The organism is Rothia sp. HMSC08A08 (genome assembly GCF_001808385.1).
GTDB classification, from domain to species: domain Bacteria; phylum Actinomycetota; class Actinomycetes; order Actinomycetales; family Micrococcaceae; genus Rothia; species Rothia dentocariosa.
This window is the reverse complement of the sequence record NZ_KV793057.1, coordinates 15,259-33,871: the sequence shown is the minus strand read 5'-3', so window position 1 is coordinate 33,871 and position 18,613 is coordinate 15,259. Positions and strand designations below refer to the sequence as shown.

Sequence of the window (18,613 nt, the reverse complement as noted above, 5' to 3'; positions counted from 1 at the left end):
TAAGGAGTTAAAATGACAGCCGAAAATACTATGTACCCCAGCCAACTTGCCTCAATAGAGACATCATCACTATGGGCCAAAACTGGGTCTGAGGAAACACCCTCTATAGGCCTCTCCCTACCTCAACACATGACAGATGCAGGATCTGTAGCTGCTGAACTTTGGGATAAGTGGCTCTCCCCTGGCGCTAAACAGCGCATCATGGAGTTACTCGACCTCACACAGAATGAGGCCAAGTCTTTCGCCTGTTGGGTTGCCGCCACCCACGATATGGGCAAAGCGACACCAGAGTTTGCGGGGCAGTTAGATTCACGTGGCAAAGAAGAACTCCGCGTATTTCGAGACAGGATTGAAGAACACAAGTTTAATTTTCCTCTTCACCTCACAACACCACCTGCAGGCACCCGATGCCCTCACTCAACCTATAGCCAGAGCATCCTCATCAAACTGCTTACTGAACGTTACACAGACGATGTAGAAACTGCCAAAACGATTGCAAGTATTGCAGGTGCTCACCATGGCGTGCCTGCAAAATATGTCTCAGACACTGGACGTGCTTGTGCAATTTTTGAGGGGCTTAACGACAGGTGGCATCAAGCGTGGCATGAACTTTTCGAGATGACGCTGGAGCAAACCAGTGCAGATCAGGTTCTTAAGAAACTCATGTCAGGGACCAAAATCCCTGTTTCCGTGCAGCTTTATCTTACGGGCCTGGTAATTATGGCGGATTGGATCGCTTCTAACCCAGAGTTTTTTCCTATGGGAACTTTTGATGTTGAGGCTCAGCGCAATCGATTAAACCATGGTTGGGAAGAACTAGGTTTTGAAGATTCTTGGAATGCACACGTTGAAGAAACCGAGGCTTCCATTTTATACAGCTCACGTTTTAGTTGGGTGAACCCCACACTACGTCCCATGCAAGAAGTTGTCGTCGAAGCCGCGCGCTCGATGAAGGGCGGCGGCATGATGTGCATTGAGGCTCCCATGGGACAAGGCAAAACTGAGGCTGGACTCATCGCTGCCGAAATTCTAGCCCAAGAAACAGGGCGCAGCGGGCTTGCTTTTGCCGCACCCACGCAGGCTACCTCCAACGCATTATTTGACCGAGTTAAAGCGTGGGCTCAAGGATCGGCAGGTGGTCCCAAACCACACACTATGTTTTTAGGTCATGCAAAAAGTCAGCAGCAGGATTCTTTCCGCTACCTCCAACGAGCTGATATTTTCGATTCAGAGGTCGAAGTTGAAGGAAAACAAAGTATACGTCCCAATGCTTCGATTGCACGCCACAGCTGGATGGGGGGCCGCAAACGCGGCATTCTTTCAACCTTCGTAGTGTGTACCATCGATCAGATTCTTATGATGGCTCTACAGTCACGCCATGTGATGCTTCGCCACCTTGGGCTAGGTTCTAAAGTCGTCATCATTGACGAGGTGCACGCTTATGATGCCTATATGGGTGTTTATCTCAAGGAGGCACTCTACTGGTTGGGTCAGATGAACGCACCCGTTATTCTCATGTCGGCTACTCTACCTGCACATGTTCGCACCTCTTTGATGGAAAGTTACGCGGAAGGTCTTGAAATTCAGGATTCTACTGAATGGGATTTTGATGATGATTTCGACTCAGAGGATGTTACCGAGCCTTCTCTCGACCTAGATTATCCAGTTATTCATACGCTCACTGCCGAGGATGGTTACACGCCACGTAAATGGCAGGTAACAGCCCCCGAAGAGCAGGTAACAATCTCCATTCGTCAGATAGGTGACGAGTTCACCGACCTTGATAAAGTGCTGGAACCCCTAGAAATCGGGCACGGCTGTGCCGCGGTTATCTGTAATACGGTGGGTCGGGCTCAAAACGCTTACGAGCATCTTCGAGCAAAATTTGGCGCTAACGTAATGTTGACCCATTCCCGTTTTACCTCTAAACATCGTGCGGAGAAAGAAGCTGATTTAGTTTCGCAGCTCGGTAAAGGCGCTCACCGAGGTGATGGCCGCCCAGAACGTTTAATCGTGGTGGGAACACAGGTTATCGAGCAGTCTCTCGACCTCGACTTTGATGTCATGGTGACCGACTTCGCCCCGGTAGATTTAGTACTTCAAAGGCTAGGCCGCCTGCACCGTCATGAGCGTGATGACTCAGAACGACCTTCCGAGTATCGTTCACCCATCTGCTACGTTCGTGGTGTTGAAATTTTTGGTTCTGAAACCCAAGTCCCCGAGTTCCCCAAAGGCTCACGTTCGGTCTACGAGCCCGCTATCCTGCTCAGCAGTTATGCGCAGTTACTCCCCTATTTTGACGGCAAAGCTCTGCGCATTCCGGCGGATATGAGCGAGCTTGTTCAGAAAGCATACGAAGATACTCCAAAGTACCCTGATGCTTGGAACGATGCATACCAGGAAGCACGCGAAGAATTCAATAAGAACTGGGAAACCGCTGAGCGTAGGGCGCAATCCTACTTACTGAAACATCCAGGTGCGCAAACCCAAACGGTGATGGCTGATGTGATGAATAATTACATCAGCACCAAAAACGGAACACTCTCAGAAGACCAAATCGGTGAGGCACGTGTACGCGATAGTGACGCTTCTCTTGAGGTGATTGCGATAGTGGTTGAACGCGATGGAGACGGCTACATTGACCGCTACCGTACGATTCCCAGCGCTACACGGAAAAACCAGGATATTGACTGGCACAATGCAAAAGATCCAGAGGAGCCCACAAAGCCCCTAGCCTTCGAGCTGTTAGCATCAGCTATACGTCTGCCCTACCAATACTCGGATTCTCCAAAGAACAGGGTTAATGGACAACTCCGCTTTGATGCTGCCATTGAGGAGTTAGAAGACGAGCGCATTGATTCGTGGCAGAAAAGCTTTATGCTTGCCGGTGAGCTAATTTTGCCTTTTGAGCTACAGGATTCCGGTTTCTACGAGGTGAAGCTCGTCGATTATCTTCTTCGTTACTCTCCTGAATTAGGCCTTGAGGCTATTCAAATTTCTGATTACTAAAGAAGGTTTATAAGCAGCATAAAAGCCCCAGCTCTTAGAGATCTGGGGCTTTCTAATTGTGCGCGATACTGGGTTCGAACCAGTGACCTCTTCCGTGTCAGGGAAGCGCGCTACCGCTGCGCCAATCGCGCCTACAACATCAATGTGTTGTTGCGAGGTGAGGACGGGATTCGAACCCGCGTACACGGCTTTGCAGGCCGCTGCCTAACCACTCGACCACCTCACCGCATACATCTCTCGCGAGATGAGTTCGAACTCTAGGAGTCCTACGAGCGGTTGACGAGACTTGAACTCGCGACATCCACCTTGGCAAGGTGGTGCTCTACCAACTGAGCTACAACCGCTTATCAGGTGCTTTTCAAGCATCAACAACAGGCTTTACCCGTCACACTGACAGATAAATACTATACGGGTTTTTTCGTCGTTTGCCAAATCTTTTGCCGCACTTTTTAAGCCGAGCGTCAGTACCAAAAACCTTACAACCTTCTACACAATTAAGGTCGCAAATATCAAGCACAGCCTTCTACGCTATACCGCAATGCCATGAGGTCTAAGCCTCTGATTCCCCTAGCAAGCCTTCACGAGCGAGCGCCGTCAGACGCGAGACGGCACGGAAGTACTTCTTCTGGTAACCGCCAGCAAGCATTTCGGGTGTGAAGACCTGGTCGAAGGGTACACCGGATGAGACGATCGGCAGGTCTTTGTCGTAAAGACGGTCAGCGAGCACAACAAAGCGCAGCGCTACCGCTTGCTCGGTAATCGGGTGTACATCGCGCCAAACGATACCCTGCAGACCGTCGATAAACTGGCGGTAACGGGAAGGGTGCACTTTCGCTAGGTGTTCGACAAGCTCTGAAAAGGTATCGATACCCACGGTTTTTCCATCGAATACTTCCTCAACCTTAGCGTCGAACGCGTCGGGAGTTACGGGTTCCGGTGCAGCTGGAAGACCGCGATGACGGAAGTCTTCACCATCCACACGGTGTACTTCGAATTGTTCGGCAAGTACTTGGATTTCACGTTTGAAGTCTTCGGCGGCAAAGCGTCCTTCGCCAAGGGCACCGGGTAGAGTGTTGGAGGTTGCTACGAGTTTGACGCCCGCATCTGCGAGTTCGCGCATCAAGCGGGACATGAGGACAGTATCGCCGGGGTCGTCAAGCTCGAATTCGTCAATGCAGACGAGCTTGTATCCACTGAGCGCTTCTACGGTTTTGCGGAAGGTGAGGGCACCAACCAGGTTGGTGTATTCGACGAAGGTACCGAAGGCTTTGGGTCCGTCAACATAGTGCCATAGGGAGGCTAGAAGGTGGGTTTTCCCAACACCGAAGCCGCCGTCTAAATAGAGCCCGGATTTTGCGGAGTCTTTCTTTTTACCGCTAAAAAGTTTGCCGAAGAACCCGCCAGAACTTCCTCCTTTGTTGATTTTATCGCCGAAGGTTTTGAGTTTTTGTACTGCTTCAGCTTGGGAGGGCTGGTTTGGATCGGGAATATAGCTGTCGAATGACACTTCACCGAATCGTTCTGAGGGACGAAATCCAGCGAGAAGCTCTTCTGCTGAGACGTTTGGGATACGTTCGGTGAGGTGTTCGTAGGTGACGGGCACGATATAACTTTCTGAGTGACGTCTATGTTACTTGTCTTAAGTTTAGTACGGATGTGCTGAGCTTGCCGCAGCCCGGTACTCGGAGTGCTCTCTCCCTCGGGGACAGATACGGTAAAACCGCAGTAAAACCCGGGACTATGCGTTTTACGTGGTTTTAGTCATGTGTGATCTAAAGCCATGAAAACACAGTCCCGGGTTTAGTCGTCAGGGGTGAATTCTGTGTGAGATTCGGCAGAGACTTATGAGAAGGTGAGCGAGTACAGCTGCACTCCGGGCGAGACCTTGAGCTCAATAACTCCGCTACTTTGCTCATCGCCGCGCACAATGTGGTGGGCGTTGGGAGCGCCGTCTACGTGAATCTTTTCCGTTGTACCATTGCGCCGCACTTCGATGGTACCGCTGCCGCCGGCAACAACCTGCGCTCCGTGGGCACGATAGTTTATCCGCAAAGTGCCGTCGTTTCCTTGAGGCTCAATACGTTCGGGGGTTATAGACCACGTACCGTTGAGGTCGTATTGGTCAACAGCTAGACGATCTGCTGGTTTGAATGTTCGGGTTCCGTTAGCGTAGCTTTCTTGCCCCGCAAAGTACATTGCGCGCTTAGAGCCTAGATACGTTTCAGGGGTTCGCGCATCATGCGCGTTTTGTGTTTCCTCTTGTACATCATCCTTGTGAATAGGGTCTGGAAGCTGCACTTGTGGGTTTGCAGCTTTGAGAAGTTCGCGTACCTGTGCCTCAGTCACCTTATGCCCACCTTCACCATAGTGAACAGCACGAAGTTTACCTTCACTATCAATGAGATAGTGTGCAGGCCAATAGCGGTTGCTGTAAGCACGCCAAATAGCATAGTCGTTGTCTTGAACTACCGGGTATTTAATACCTAGGTTCTCAATGCCTGCCTGGACGTTCTTACCTTCGTGTTCGAACGCATATTCCGGCGTGTGTACTCCCACTATTTCTAGACCATAATCATGATATTTGGCGTAGAGTTCATTCAGGTGCGGTGCCGTCCTCTGACAGTTAATGCACGAGTATGCCCAAAAATCAACGAGTGTAACCTTTCCACGCATATGAGCGAGACTTGGCTGATTCTCAGTGTTAAAGTTACCCGTGCCACCTGCTAATTCCGGGGCAGAGCCGCAGTCCTGCAATTTTTCTTCATCGGGCCGGCACGAGCTTATCGACCCACCGGTGGAGGAAGAAATAATATTATTCTGCGTATCTTGACTGATAGTCTGCTCAATCCCTTCCGTATAATTCGGAATTGCGCGCTGTAGCTGGGCGGGAACGTTGAATACTAGTCCGATTGAAAGAGCAATCAAGAGTACACCCGATGCTGTGCGCACTCCACGCTGGTGGGTGCGGAACGTCTTAACTCGTTCTGCAATGCTTCGCCCCGCAAGAGCAAAGATCAACAGCGGGATAGCTGTTCCGAAAGCAAAGGATAGGGTGAGTGCTACGGTTTCGATGCCGATGTTTCCAGTTGCGCCAGCAAGGGTAATAGCTGCAAGAACCGGACCTGCGCAGGGCACATAGACGAGACCGAGAGCAAGCCCCATGAGGAAGCCGCCACGTGTGGTGCTACGTTTCGCTCCGAGTTTTGAGAATTTCGCGAAAGGTTTTTCAAGCAGGCGCTCCAACGGGGGTATAAGCATGCTCAGCCCAACAATAATGAGGAAGGTGATACCTAAAATCCTCAGCGTATCTTGCGGCAAGTGCAGGGCAGCAAGAATAACCGAACCGAGCAGGGTAAAGAGGCTGAAGCTCAGAACGAGCCCGCCTACAACTTGATAGGGACGCCAGCGTGATGCAGTACGCTGCATGGGTGCTGGAGCTGCGTTTCCGAGAACTGCGCTTCTACGCGAGAATAAGGCTTGCACATTGTCCGCAGAATCTTTTTCTGTGCCTATTTGTCCAAATTCGGTAGATGCAGTGCGCGCTGAATCTGCACCGCCAGTGACGAGAATAACGGGCAAGATAGGCAGGATACAGGGCGAGATCCCAGTGATAAGACCACCGAGTATGCCAAGGATGATGAGCGATAACAGCATAGTTATTCTTCCTCATGGATTGGTAATGCGAGGCGATGCTGCCTCACGTGTTGTCATGGTTATATTCGGAACGAACTGCGGTTTCGGTTTGGTTGAAATTATTTTTATAGCGATGCCTGCACAATTGACAGCATCTTAATGAGGCCTTTTACTCCGCAATATTCAAGTTCATGGAAGTTTTTCTCAAGGTGTTGCGAGAGGTAGTCGGATACATCATTTAAAAATTTTTCTGAGGTTTTGCAATCCGAGCGGGCTGAATGTTCCGAATACCTAATGAGTCCAGTTTAGGATTCTGAATATTTTGCAATGGTACGGGCGCTCCTCCGCGTTACCTGTGCCGATATAAGATTGGAGTTACGTATGTCCGTTATTCTTCGCACTGCGTCTTTTGCAGCTGTTTCTCTAGCCCTCGTTGCTGGTGTTTCTGCATGTTCTTCTAACGCTTCTGATCAGAACTCATCGCCGAGCGCATCGTCGAGCTCTTCTGCATCATCCACCCCCTCTTCTTCTGCCATGATGAGTTCAGACGCTATGATGTCGCCTTCAGCTATGCCGAGCCAGTCTGCCATGTCTGGGGACAAGATGGATGGCGACCACGGCAAGATGGACGGCGATAAAATGCAGGGAGATCATGACAGCATGAAGCATGATGACAATAAGATGGACGGTGACAAAGGGGGCAAGATGGAAAACAAAGACGCCATGATGTCTCCTTCGGCTTCCGCCATGTCGAAGTAATATTTTGCCGGTATGCTGCTTTACACCCTGGAATATTTTCTAGGGTGTAAAACATACCTAAACTTCGCTTATCACCGACACAATAATCAAATGTCATCATAGGGCGTGAGATGATATGACCATGACTTTTTTGGATCGTCAGGTGACTTCGGCGTATCAAGAAGCTCAAAAAGCCACCCAAATTCCTCAGGAATATCAGCGCTTAACTGCGTTGATGGAGTGTGCTGCCGCCGGAAACGAACATTGTTTTGAAGCTCTATACGATGCCCTTGTTCCGCGTCTGTACGCGCTTATTAACCGCATTCTTCATAACCGAACGCATGCGGAAGAAGTTACTCAAGAAGTTTTTCTAGAAATATGGCAAAAAGCGCCTTTATACCGTGCAGAACGGGGTACCGTGTTGTCGTGGGCTGCAACTATTGCTCACCGCCGTGCGGTTGATAGGGTGCGCTCCGTTGCAGCCTCCACAGAACGTGATTTCACACGCGGTCTTGAGGAGTATCGCGAATCTTATCATCATGTTGATGACGCAATAGCTGCTTTTATGGATACGGAGGAGGTTCATCATGCTCTATCTGGTATTCCACGCGAACAAGCGCAGCTGCTCACCATGGCATATTTCGGAGGTAAATCACAGCGCGAGATCTCCGATGAAACGGGCATTCCTCTAGGAACTGTCAAAACCCGCATGCGCGCTGGCATGCAGAAACTACGTGAACGATTGGAGGGCACCCGTGAGCACTAAAGACTATCCCGAAGATTTCCCCGATAAACTCGACTACGCCCTCCACACGCTTTCACCAACGCAACGTATAGCGTTTGAATCGTGGGCCCCCAAACACGAACGCGAAGATGCTAAGGCCGATGCTGCGGTTCTCTCTGAGGTTTTTGGTACTTCGCTCACTCCGCAAGAGCCGTCCGCTGAGCTTAAAGCTCGTGTGATGGCGCAGGTTGCGCATACCGAGCAAATCCAGCCAGCTAATGAGCTAGATACAGATGACGTGAATGCCGAGCATAAGAGTGATCATGCCGATTCCGAAGGTTACTTTGTATCAGATAATGCAGACAACGCTCAAGCTATCGCAGGCTCAGAGGATTCCGCTTATGCACGAGCTAAACGGCGTTGGTTCGGGGCTCAGGGTAAATTCTCACCATCTCGCATGACGGCTGCGGCAAGTATTGTTATCGCTGCTGGTCTGGGCATATGGGGTTTCACGCAGCATCAGCAACTAGAACGTACCTCCCAGGAGCTTCAAGCCGCGAGGGTGTCCTCTTCGGCTCCAGCACATCCGGCAGCTGCACGACCTGGCGACCAGTCGATCGTCGAGCAAATCAGCATGGCTCCTGACCTTTCAATGGCCCAAGGTAAAGTCAACGGTATGCCAGTATCGGTCATGTACTCCCCTTCCCACAACATGGCGGGTGTTTCAACGACAAATCTGCCTGCGCTACCCGAAGGAAAGGTCTATAAACTCTGGTTTTACGATGCTCAGGGCAATATTGTGGGATCTGGAATCCTCAATTCTGCTGGTCGCGGTGCAGGGATCACAACCATGACAGAGCACGATCTGAGTACAGTCACCGACTTTGGTATCTCAATTGAAGATGAATCGGCTAATTCTCCTAGTCAGAAACCCGCTATGTTGGAAAACGTTGTGTAGCCTAACGCTTGCAGGCGCCCCATCCATACGCAGGTAAAGGTGATACATACCTTAGGGGTTCACCTCACGTTTTCGTAGAATAGTCTTCATGGCTAAAAAGAATAAAAGCGGCAAGAAAGGTGCCTCCACCGCTGCGGTCGCGCTCTTGAAGGAAACTAAGACTCCTTTTGAGATTCGTGAGTATGAGCATGTGGAGGGAGAAACCTCCTTTGGGCTGGAGGCCGCGCAGAAACTTGGCGCCAATCCTGAGCAGGTATTTAAAACGCTTCTTATTGTTCATGACAAAGATTTTGCGGTGGCGGTAGTGCCGGTGAGTGGGCAGCTAAACCTGAAAGCAGCGGCACACGCCCTTGGTTGGAAGAGCGCCTCCATGTGCGATCCGAAGGTTGCCGAGCGCCGCACTGGATATGTGGTGGGTGGTATTTCGCCGTTAGGGCAGAAAACTCCTTCCCCCACACTTTTGGATGCCAGCGCTGAGCAGTATCAAACCATCATGGTCTCTGGCGGTAAACGCGGGCTTGATATTGAGCTCTCCCCCGCCGACTTGCTTAAACTCACCGGCGGCAACTATGCGCCTCTTCGCGCCTGAGCAGCCGTGTCTTGAGTTGCGGATCCCTGCAGCGAAGGACGCCGCCGAATGGTATGCGCTGTTCAGGGATACGCGCGTCATGGAGTATTTGGGGCGACCCGCAGATTCACTCGCCCACTATGAGGATATGGTGGTGCGTACCCTGTACCACCGGGAACAAAACCCGAGCCAGCACCGTTATAACGACGACAGCTCATAAGAGAAGATTTGAAGGAGCAACAGTGGGAAACTCACTACCGGGTGTCGGTAAAATTGCGAAGAATTGGCGTGAAGTTCTCAAACCCGAAGAATACGCGGTACTGCGTGAAGGAGGCACCGAACGTGCTTTCACCGGCGAATACTGGGATACGAAAACCGAGGGCGTGTATTCGTGCCGAGCCTGTGGGACCGAGCTTTTCCGCTCTGCTGAGAAGTTCGAGTCGCACTGCGGCTGGCCCTCTTTCTTCGCTCCACTCGCCGAAGATCGTGTGCGGTATCTGGAAGACACCACGTTAGGGATGCGCCGAGTAGAGGTACGTTGCGCCGCCTGCGATTCGCATCTGGGTCACGTGTTTGAAGGCGAAGGATACGATACTCCGACTGATCTGCGGTATTGCATCAATTCTGTCTGTCTCACATTGGAACCGCAAAAGTCGTAAGCTAGAGCTATTTACGAGACAATACTGCTGTTAGCCCGGTGCCGGTCCTTGGGTTTTCGGTATATTTGAAGAAACATGTAACGCACAGCGGCAACGGGTAGAATGGTGGAGTCATTGTTTTCAGCCCCGTCGAGGGAGCTACCAGAAACGGATATTCAAGGAACCACTTTCGATGAGTCTCAGCCCGAGTACCGAGCCTATCAAACTCCCCCCTATGCTCGGATTACCTGCTGATTTCACGGTTCCCGATGTTATTCCGCTAAATACCCCGTCAGTTCCGGTCCCCTCCATTATCAACACGGAGAGGGCGCTTGAACGTGCTGCTGAATCTTTGCGTGCTGCATCCGGCCCGGTTGCAGTCGATACGGAACGCGCACAGGGTATACGGTACGGGATCAGGGCTTTCTTGGTGCAGCTGAAACGCGAAGATAAGCTCTACCTGATCGATCCCGAAGCTTTCTCTGACCTTAGGATCATCAACGATGCTCTAGCAGATGCCGAATGGATTATTCACGCGGCAACCCAGGATTTTCCGAGTCTGGATCTTCTTGGAATGCGACCGCGTCTTCTCTTTGATACCGAGCTCGGTGCTCGTTTAGCGGGCCTGGAACGGGTGAACCTGGGGGCAGTTGTCGAAGAGCTTCTGGGGTACAAACTTGAGAAAAAGCATTCCCAAGAAGACTGGTCACAACGTCCTTTGCCAGAGTCTTGGCTGAACTACGCATGCCTTGATGTTGATGTACTGGCAGATTTACGCGATGCCTTGGAAGAGATTTTAGAAGACCAGGGAAAACTTGAGTATGCCCGCCAGGAATTTGCCTATCTCTGTTCACTGCCGCCCGCTGACCCTGCTGCGAAGAAAGCCGAACGGTGGAGGAAAACGAAGGGACGGAACACGCTCCGATCCGTACCGCAACTAACAGCCCTGCGGAATCTTTGGTTCGAGCGCGATAAATTAGCGCAGAAGAAAGATATAGATTCTAAGGCTTTACTCTCAGATGCCGCACTTGTTGAGGCTGCGCAGAAAATGCCTCGTAATGTACCAGCTATCATGGCGATTCCGGGGTTCCGTACTCGACTGTTGAAACGTGAAGGCCCCCGCTGGGTGCGTGCGATAGTATCAGCTTCTCGGGGTGAGGACCCGGCGCCCTACACCATTCCGGCAACCGCGCCTCCCCCGCTTAAAGCTTGGGAAACGAAACGCCCTATTTCACTAGAGATTCTTAGCGAAGTGCGGAAGATAGTACAACGGGAGTCAGAGCGGCTCAATATTCCAGCACAGAATATTATCAGCGCTGATTGTATACGGCGTCTGTGCTGGGATCCGCCCGAGCCTTACTCTCAAGAGGCCCTTCTTGAGGCTCTTCGCTCGCATGATGTGCGCCCGTGGCAGGTTGAAATCCTCGCCCCGGATCTTCATGAAGTTTTCCAGCGACACCTTGGCTAATGCCTTAACACATGGATCTCTCAACCCAAGAAAAATATGGAGGCACGCGCCACACAACAAAACGGCTTATTCGCGTGCATACGATTTATCCTCTAGATTTATAAGAGAGCGACACGCAGCTATCCCACAGGTACGGTCGCCTCAGCATCACACAAGCCCGGCTTCACACACCGGGGAATTCAAGGAGGAACGATGAACGAAGTACCATCGTGCACCTGTTCGTGCGCACAATCAGAAATTTCTGCGCACGAGCCAAACTCTCAGAGCATTCAGGAGCTGGAGCATAAACTTTCGCGCCGAAATGCACTCGTAGCGGGGGCTACAGCTACCGCAGGGGCTCTTGCTTTAAGCGCCTGTGCCGAAGGTTCCAGCGGTGGTGGTGGTGGTGGAGGCGGCGGTAACGGTGCTGCCGGGCCAGAGTCCCCCACCGATATTGCGGCAGTTTCGGAGGTACCCGTCGGCAAAGCGGCGAAACTTACCAAAGGCGGCGTTACCGTTATCGTATCTCAGCCTGAAAACGGTGTCTTCAAGGCTTTTAGTTCCACCTGCACCCACCAAGGATGCCAACTCAACGTACAAAACAACAGCCAAATTGTGTGCCCATGCCATGGTTCTCAGTTTGCGCTCGCCGATGGCTCAGTCAAAGGTGGTCCTGCCGAGTCGCCGTTGAAATCCTATAAAGCAGAGGTGAAAGACGGCAGGATCATTGTTGGAGGATAATACCTTTCACATATGGGCATTGACGGTATATTAGTTTTCAACGTCTAGATTTCGTGTCAATAAAAACGTTAGGGGGTGTGTGAAAATCTACACACCCCAACGTTTTATTTTTTGCACTCGGTCAATCACCACAAGAAAATTACTGGGTATGCCGCGGTTTTTGTCCTTCCTCGCGTGCGAAGGGAACCTTATCGCCCGCAAGCTGCGCGAGAATATCGGCAGTAATGGTTTCCGCGCACAAACCAACATCTTCCAGGATTTCCTCACGTGACGCATGCGGTATAAATTCTGCCGGTAAACCGAGCTCACTCAACGCCGTATCCACGCCAGCCGCACGCATCTCTTGGCGAATGCGTGAACCCACACCGCCCGCGCGCACACCATCTTCGAGAGTCACAACGATGCGGTGGTCTCGTGCAAAATCCACCACCGAATGCGGAACCGGCATAACCCATCGCGGATCAATCACCGTCGAATGGATGCCCTGCTCGGCAAGGCGCTCAGACACTTCGAGCGCTACCCGTGCCATAGCGCCAACGGCAACAAACAGCACATCGCGCTGCCCAGTTTCAGGATGCGGTCGCCCGGTGCGGGTCAGCACATCCACCCCGTCAGAGCGGCGTTCCAGGGCAGCGATATCTTCACCCACCGACCCCTTTGGGTACCTGACAACGGTCGGTGCATCATCAATAGCGACGGCTTCACGAAGCGCTTCACGAAGCGTCGCAGCATCGCGTGGGGCGGCCAAGTTTAACCCAGGAATAAACTGCAAAAGCGATAAGTCCCACATGCCGTGGTGACTTGCGCCGTCAGGTCCAGTGATGCCGGAGCGGTCAAGAACCAGAGTCACGCCCGCCTTGTGAAGAGCAACATCCATCAAGAGCTGGTCGAAGCCACGGTTTAAGAATGTTGCATAGAGTGCCACCACAGGGTGCATACCGCCGTATGCCAAGCCCGCACTCATAGCAACGGCGTGCTGTTCTGCGATACCAACATCAATGACTCTGTTCGGATGCGCTTGCGCGAATTCACGTAGGCCAACAGGAATGAGCATGGCACCGGTAATGCCCACAATGTCTTCGCGTTCATCCGCGATCTGTTTGATCTCACGACCGAAAACACTCGTCCATGACTCTTCGGTGCTGGTTGATACGGGCTTACCGGTAAGAGGATCAATCCTTCCTACCGCATGGAATTGATCATCATCATTCGCACGTGCCGGAGCGTAGCCGTGCCCTTTCTCTGTAATAGCGTGCACAATCACCGGGCCGCCGTAGTTCTTAGCGGCACGCAAGGCGGTCTCAACAGCTTCTTGATCGTGCCCATCAATTGGACCAACATATTTCATGCCGAGATCTTCAAAAATACCCTTGGGGACCACAACGTCCTTAATACCGACCTTCATGCCGTGCAGCCCCCGGTAAATCATCTGCCCCAGCGGGCCGCCACGCTGCAGACCACGGCGCATAGCATCAAGCGCCCGATCATATCGATGGTCAAGACGCATACGGTCAACCTGCTGCTGCACCTCGTGCTTAAGTGCCGTCAGCTGGTTAGCAAAACCGCCAATAGTAGGCGCATACGATCGACCATTGTCATTGACTACAATAACAACTTTACGACTACGGTCGGCAGCGATATTATTCACGGCTTCCCAGGCCATGCCTCCGGTCAACGCACCATCACCGATTAAAACCACCGTATAGCGGTCATTTTCTCCGTTGAGAGCGTAGGCGCGTGAAATACCATCAGCCCAGGAAATTGATGATGAAGCGTGCGAGGACTGAATAATATCGTGTTCAGACTCACCACGATCCGGGTACCCCGACAACCCGCCTTTTTGGCGCAGGGTGTCAAAGGCGTGACGACCGGTCACCAGCTTGTGCACATAGGACTGATGCCCTGTATCAAAGAGAATAGAATCGTGGGGCGAATCAAAAATACGGTGGATACCAAGAGTCAGCTCAACAACGCCAAGATTGGGACCTAAATGACCACCCGTTGCAGAAACATTCGTTACTATAAACTGACGGATCTCTTCAGCGAGTTCACGCAGCTGCTCGTAGCTGAGGGGGCGCAAATCCCGAGGTTCACGAATATCGGACAAGAGCCCTGAGGATTCCTTGTTCGCCTCGTTCTCAGCAGACATACACTCTCCTTCTGCACAGTTGAGGTCAACAATGTACCTCTAGGTCTAACAGTTAAATTCTAACGGGTTGGGTTATATATACCCATTTGAAGGTTGCCGAAAAAAGTCATGGTTACCGTGTTCGCCATCTTAGGTACATACAGTTTTGCTGTATCTACGGGAATTTACTTATGACGTTTTGACAGACGCGCCGGACGAATACGCGCAGGCGCACGGTGAAAAAGAGCGAGCGTCTCAACATGATGCGTATTAGGGTACATATCAAATGCCCGTACCTGTACGAGATCCCAGCCTAGTTCACGCAAAATAGCTGTATCGCGTCCCAAGGCTGCAGGATCACATGCCACATATAGAATGCGCCCGGGTTTGAGTTCGTTGAGGCGTTCCAAAACTTTGCGGTTCGCCCCTTCACGAGATGGGTCAAGTACCACGGCATCCGGGGTAGGTATCTGGCCAAGGCTATGTGCTGCTTTAAGATCTTGAAGGCTTTGTGCAACGTCTCCGCGAATAACCTCAACACGGGTTTCCTTGGAGTTATCGCTTCGGGAAGGACCATCCGGCGCGAAGTTGGAACGCGCATCACGGTGTGTTACCGGGGAACCTTCAACGCTGATAACCGTTCCTTCTGAGCCGACAGCATCCGCGAGCGCTGCTGTAAAGAGCCCAGCACCGGCGTATAGGTCGAGGGCGCATTCGCCCAATGTTGGGCGGAGCATGGTCAACATGGTGCCCATAAGAGTTGAGGGGGCACAGCGGTGAATCTGCCAGAAGCCACCTGCGGAGACCTGATAGCTGAACCTTCGCGGACCAAAACTTACTTCTTCGGTTACGGAACGTAACCCACCGCCAAGGAGTATATCTCCCTGACGCACACGCCGATAAGGGCTATGCACGCTGGGCTGCCCCGAACGCTTGCTCGGTTTTGCTTTCGATCCGCTATAGGGAGTGAAGAAAAGCGAGATTTTACGCTTAGCAAGCTCGCCCCAAAGCTGGATGCACTGCCTTTCAATCTCTTTGGCAACGTGGGTTGTCTCAAACCGGGGGTCAACCATGAACTGGAGCAGAATACGTCCGCGTGAAGACAGTGTTGCTTCCAGTTCTCGAACGCCCCGCAGGTTGAGCTTGTGAAGTTCTAGATCACGTAATTCGCGTGCCACGAGGGGAAAATCAACGACGGGTACCGGCTGCGAGCTGTGGTAGGGGTACATGCCGATGCGCCAATACGTGGTACCGTCTTCAATGCTTTTAGCGGTAGTGTACCGTATACGAGATCGCCAGGAGAGGTCGCCTTCGACGAGGTCTCGATTAGGCATAGACTCAACGATAAGGTTTGTTAAGAGTGGTGATTCTAGAGGGATGCCGCCTAGGCGATGAAGCTGATTTCGTACGATCTCGGCTTTGTAACGCCGTTGTTCAGAGGGTTCTAGGTGTCCATATTCCATCCCACCAAGAAGCTCTGCTATGCCGGTGAGTTTCTGACGTTCTTCGGGGGTTTTGAGGGCATCTGCCTGTGCCCAGGGATGCTTACGGCGCACTGGTGCAGGCACTTTGACGGCTACAACATCTGCAAAGTAGAAACGGTTTTTGGGGCCTATTGCGGTAATCCGAACTTGGGCTTCTTCACCCACTACACCGTGCCGTACGAAAACGACCCCGGCGTGCGTACGTGCAACGAGTGCACCTCCGTGGGCGGGTGTCTCACAGGTTACCTGGATTAGATCGCCTATAGTGTACCCCTGCTCCGAGGTAACGTTATCCGCACCGGAGTCACGTACTGTGCTGATTTCAGGGGTGTTCACGCGTCTTCTCCTTACAGAATTCTGATGTGAAGCATTCTACACCGCTTATTTTTAAATAACCGTTCAACCCTGCCATAAGCATGAGAAAATCTCAAGGGTTCTCATGGAATATCACGTTTCTTCTGTGTGGGTTGAGCCCCGATACATCGTATCGTTTTTATGGGAGTGAACGGAGGTATCAATATCCTCGGTATCGATGGACGTTGCATTCTCATGAATGCTCCACGGAACAGTCACAAGAATAACATTAGGTTCTTGCTCTAAAACTTTCTTAAGCTGTTTGACAGTTCGCGGATGAATGAGGCGCTGCCACCAATGTTCTGGAACAAACTCTGGAATGTAAACGGCAATAACATCCCGCGATGTATTGTTCTGAATACGGCGCACATAGTTATGTACGGCTTGGACGGTATCGCGGTAGGGTGAGTCAATCACCGAGAGTCGTACAGGAATCCGCATGCGATCCCAGCGAGTCTTCACATCGTCAAGAGTGGCCTGGTCGTTATTAACGGTCAGAGCTTCCAGCGTTGAAGGATGGGATGCGCGCGCATAGGCTAGGGCACGAAGCACGGGTTTGTTGAGGTCCTTCGTGTAAACAATGGCGTGCACCCGTGAAGGCAGCGAGGATAGATCGGCGGTTTCTAGATCTTCATATGGTATTTCTGCTGCTTTGATGACGGCATCGTAGTGTTTACGGGTTATCATCATGCCCCCGAACAAGGTAGCGATTATAAGAAGCGAAAGCCAGGCACCTGCCATGAACTTAGTGACAACAACAGTAATGAGTACAGCGGCAGTCACGATAACCCCGATGATACTGACGGCTAGGTCACGGATCAGGTGTCGGCGCGAAGTAAATGCCAGTGTAATGCGCAGTTTTCGGATGCGGTAGCTCACTACCGATCCCTGAGTGAGCAGCATCGAGAGGAACATACCCACGAGATAGAGCTGAATGAGCGAGAAAATATCCGAGCCAAAAAGCAACGTTAGACATGTTGCCATAACAGCCAGCAGGAGAACCCCGTTACGGTAGAGGCCCACAGAGTTGATACTCCGTAGCTGAACTGGCAGATACCTGCGATCAGCGAGAGCAGATGAACTCAACGGAAAACCGATAAAAGCTGTAAAAGACGCTATGGTCAGCACTGCAACGGTGGCAAAAACAAGCAGCTGAGGTATGAGCGGGGCACCATCATAGATAGCGAGTGCTATCTGATAGAGCGCGGGTTTCTGGTGGAAGAATTCGCCCGGCGCGCGCCCCTCAATCAACAAATATTGTGTGGTGTCATGCACCATAGTAACGCCGGTAACTTGGGCTATGTAAAGTATGCTGACGAGAAGCACACCCGTTATGGTACCCATAATCATGAGGGTGAGGGCGGCATTATGTTTTTTGGGACGCCGGAAGAAACGCACGGAGTTCGAGATCGTGGAAACTCCGGAGAGCGCAACGGCACCCGCTGAAAAAGACCGTGAGATCAAGAAGAAGAACGCTATGCCAATCAGCTGTGAATCGACGTTTTCGGGGAGTACCGAGTAGTTTGCCGATTCTGCTTTAGCAAGCACACCCATCCAGGATTTGATAATTCCAATGCACAGCGTAACGCCTAGGATCGCGAGGAAAATATAGAGCGGCCAGTGTGCTATCTTTCCCATGAGTTGTAGACCGCGCAGAGACACTACGGTCAAAATAATGATGAGCAGTATTGCGATGGCGCTGCGATGATCTTGTAATTCTGGGTAGAGTGCCACCAGGAATGTTGCCGCCGACGACATGGAAACGGCAACCGTAAGCACGAAATCAAGAAGTACCGAGGCCCCCAAAATAACGGCGGGTTTACTGCCCAACCGCCGGTGCACTAGTTCAAAGTCGCCTTCAGCAGCAACCTGATTAACGTTGTATCGGTAGGTTCCTACGATCATAAGACCTACGACGGCGACCGCTAACCCAACCCAAGGGGCATAGACAATGGCTGCGTTACCCGCAACGGCGAGCATCAGAATAATCTCGTCGGCGGCGTATGCGACAGATGAAATACCGTCAGAGCCGAAAAGGGGTAGGGCAAAACGCTTAGGCAGCGACATGGCCGCTACTTGACGCGAATCTACCGGCTTACCGGTGAAGGCGCTGCGAATTTTTTCCCAACGATATTTCACAGGTTTAAGGCTATCCGCCTGCGGGGTAAAGCTCAATTTTATTTGCCGCGTG

The 18,613-nt window shown here is 51.7% G+C and carries 14 protein-coding genes and 3 tRNA genes; 9 read left to right on the top strand and 8 right to left on the bottom strand.

Features of this window, described 5'->3' with window-relative positions:
* Positions 1–12: 12 nt before the first annotated feature.
* Entirely contained in the window at positions 13–3,009 is a 2,997-nt protein-coding gene (locus HMPREF3164_RS02100; protein ID WP_070448621.1) for a CRISPR-associated helicase/endonuclease Cas3, read from the top strand.
* Between the two features lie 59 nt (positions 3,010–3,068).
* Here HMPREF3164_RS02100 and HMPREF3164_RS02095 read toward each other — a convergent pair.
* From HMPREF3164_RS02095 to HMPREF3164_RS02075, 5 genes are all read right to left on the bottom strand, one after another.
* Positions 3,069–3,140, bottom strand: a tRNA-Val gene (locus HMPREF3164_RS02095).
* Between the two features lie 24 nt (positions 3,141–3,164).
* Positions 3,165–3,235 (bottom strand) — tRNA-Cys (locus HMPREF3164_RS02090).
* Positions 3,236–3,280: 45 nt separating this feature from the next.
* A tRNA-Gly gene (locus HMPREF3164_RS02085) sits at positions 3,281–3,353 on the bottom strand.
* Positions 3,354–3,559: 206 nt separating this feature from the next.
* Positions 3,560–4,612: a cell division protein ZapE gene (gene zapE / locus HMPREF3164_RS02080; protein WP_070448620.1), complete on the bottom strand. Its 1,053-nt coding sequence runs from the start codon at positions 4,610–4,612 to the stop codon at positions 3,560–3,562.
* A 239-nt stretch (positions 4,613–4,851) separates the two neighbouring features.
* The gene (locus HMPREF3164_RS02075; RefSeq protein ID WP_070448619.1) at positions 4,852–6,663 is read right to left on the bottom strand and encodes a cytochrome c biogenesis protein DipZ; all 1,812 of its coding nucleotides are present in this window, start codon (positions 6,661–6,663) and stop codon (positions 4,852–4,854) included.
* 360 nt (positions 6,664–7,023) lie between these two features.
* On the opposite strand from HMPREF3164_RS02075, the gene HMPREF3164_RS02070 reads away from it, so the two are divergent.
* From HMPREF3164_RS02070 to HMPREF3164_RS02035, 8 genes are all read left to right on the top strand, one after another.
* Positions 7,024–7,401: a hypothetical protein gene (locus HMPREF3164_RS02070; RefSeq protein ID WP_013398938.1), complete on the top strand. Its 378-nt coding sequence runs from the start codon at positions 7,024–7,026 to the stop codon at positions 7,399–7,401.
* A 121-nt stretch (positions 7,402–7,522) separates the two neighbouring features.
* Complete coding sequence (locus tag HMPREF3164_RS02065; protein ID WP_238382318.1) at positions 7,523–8,146, top strand: sigma-70 family RNA polymerase sigma factor; 624 nt, start codon at positions 7,523–7,525, stop codon at positions 8,144–8,146.
* The gene (locus HMPREF3164_RS02060; protein ID WP_070448618.1) at positions 8,136–9,062 is read left to right on the top strand and encodes an anti-sigma factor; all 927 of its coding nucleotides are present in this window, start codon (positions 8,136–8,138) and stop codon (positions 9,060–9,062) included. The genes HMPREF3164_RS02065 and HMPREF3164_RS02060 overlap by 11 nt, the downstream gene beginning before the upstream one ends.
* A gap of 88 nt (positions 9,063–9,150) precedes the next feature.
* Positions 9,151–9,651, top strand: a complete 501-nt coding sequence (gene ybaK / locus HMPREF3164_RS02055) for a Cys-tRNA(Pro) deacylase (protein WP_070448617.1) — start codon at positions 9,151–9,153, stop codon at positions 9,649–9,651.
* Positions 9,632–9,850, top strand: coding sequence for a GNAT family N-acetyltransferase (locus tag HMPREF3164_RS02050; protein WP_070448616.1), 219 nt, complete (start codon positions 9,632–9,634; stop codon positions 9,848–9,850). The genes ybaK and HMPREF3164_RS02050 overlap by 20 nt, the downstream gene beginning before the upstream one ends.
* A 22-nt stretch (positions 9,851–9,872) precedes the next feature.
* On the top strand, positions 9,873–10,289 hold the full coding sequence (msrB, locus tag HMPREF3164_RS02045) for a peptide-methionine (R)-S-oxide reductase MsrB (RefSeq protein ID WP_013398933.1): 417 nt from the start codon (positions 9,873–9,875) through the stop codon (positions 10,287–10,289).
* Between the two features lie 172 nt (positions 10,290–10,461).
* A complete protein-coding gene (locus HMPREF3164_RS02040) occupies positions 10,462–11,736 on the top strand; it encodes an HRDC domain-containing protein (protein WP_070448615.1) in 1,275 nt (424 codons plus the stop codon).
* Between the two features lie 192 nt (positions 11,737–11,928).
* Positions 11,929–12,456 carry a Rieske (2Fe-2S) protein gene (locus HMPREF3164_RS02035; protein ID WP_070448614.1) on the top strand — a complete coding sequence of 176 codons (528 nt, stop codon included), beginning with the start codon at positions 11,929–11,931 and terminating at the stop codon, positions 12,454–12,456.
* A gap of 139 nt (positions 12,457–12,595) precedes the next feature.
* On the opposite strand, the gene dxs is transcribed toward HMPREF3164_RS02035, so the two are convergent.
* From dxs to HMPREF3164_RS02020, 3 genes are all read right to left on the bottom strand, one after another.
* Positions 12,596–14,605 (bottom strand): 1-deoxy-D-xylulose-5-phosphate synthase, encoded by a 2,010-nt coding sequence (dxs, locus tag HMPREF3164_RS02030; protein ID WP_070448613.1) that lies wholly within the window; start codon positions 14,603–14,605, stop codon positions 12,596–12,598.
* A 164-nt stretch (positions 14,606–14,769) separates the two neighbouring features.
* On the bottom strand, positions 14,770–16,404 hold the full coding sequence (locus HMPREF3164_RS02025; RefSeq protein ID WP_070448612.1) for a class I SAM-dependent RNA methyltransferase: 1,635 nt from the start codon (positions 16,402–16,404) through the stop codon (positions 14,770–14,772).
* A gap of 111 nt (positions 16,405–16,515) precedes the next feature.
* Positions 16,516–18,561 (bottom strand): APC family permease, encoded by a 2,046-nt coding sequence (locus HMPREF3164_RS02020; protein ID WP_246822562.1) that lies wholly within the window; start codon positions 18,559–18,561, stop codon positions 16,516–16,518.
* Between the last annotated feature and the right edge of the window lie 52 nt (positions 18,562–18,613).

Bases quoted from the DNA above. Each gene is read 5' to 3' on its own strand.
- HMPREF3164_RS02100 (WP_070448621.1), top strand. From the start codon at position 13: ATGACAGCCGAAAATACTATGTACCCCAGCCAACTTGCCTCAATAGAG.
- HMPREF3164_RS02075 (WP_070448619.1), bottom strand. From the start codon at position 6,663: ATGCTGTTATCGCTCATCATCCTTGGCATACTCGGTGGTCTTATCACT.
- HMPREF3164_RS02070 (WP_013398938.1), top strand. From the start codon at position 7,024: ATGTCCGTTATTCTTCGCACTGCGTCTTTTGCAGCTGTTTCTCTAGCC.
- HMPREF3164_RS02065 (WP_238382318.1), top strand. From the start codon at position 7,523: ATGACTTTTTTGGATCGTCAGGTGACTTCGGCGTATCAAGAAGCTCAA.
- ybaK (WP_070448617.1), top strand. From the start codon at position 9,151: ATGGCTAAAAAGAATAAAAGCGGCAAGAAAGGTGCCTCCACCGCTGCG.
- HMPREF3164_RS02050 (WP_070448616.1), top strand. From the start codon at position 9,632: ATGCGCCTCTTCGCGCCTGAGCAGCCGTGTCTTGAGTTGCGGATCCCT.
- HMPREF3164_RS02040 (WP_070448615.1), top strand. From the start codon at position 10,462: ATGAGTCTCAGCCCGAGTACCGAGCCTATCAAACTCCCCCCTATGCTC.
- HMPREF3164_RS02035 (WP_070448614.1), top strand. From the start codon at position 11,929: ATGAACGAAGTACCATCGTGCACCTGTTCGTGCGCACAATCAGAAATT.
- dxs (WP_070448613.1), bottom strand. From the start codon at position 14,605: ATGTCTGCTGAGAACGAGGCGAACAAGGAATCCTCAGGGCTCTTGTCC.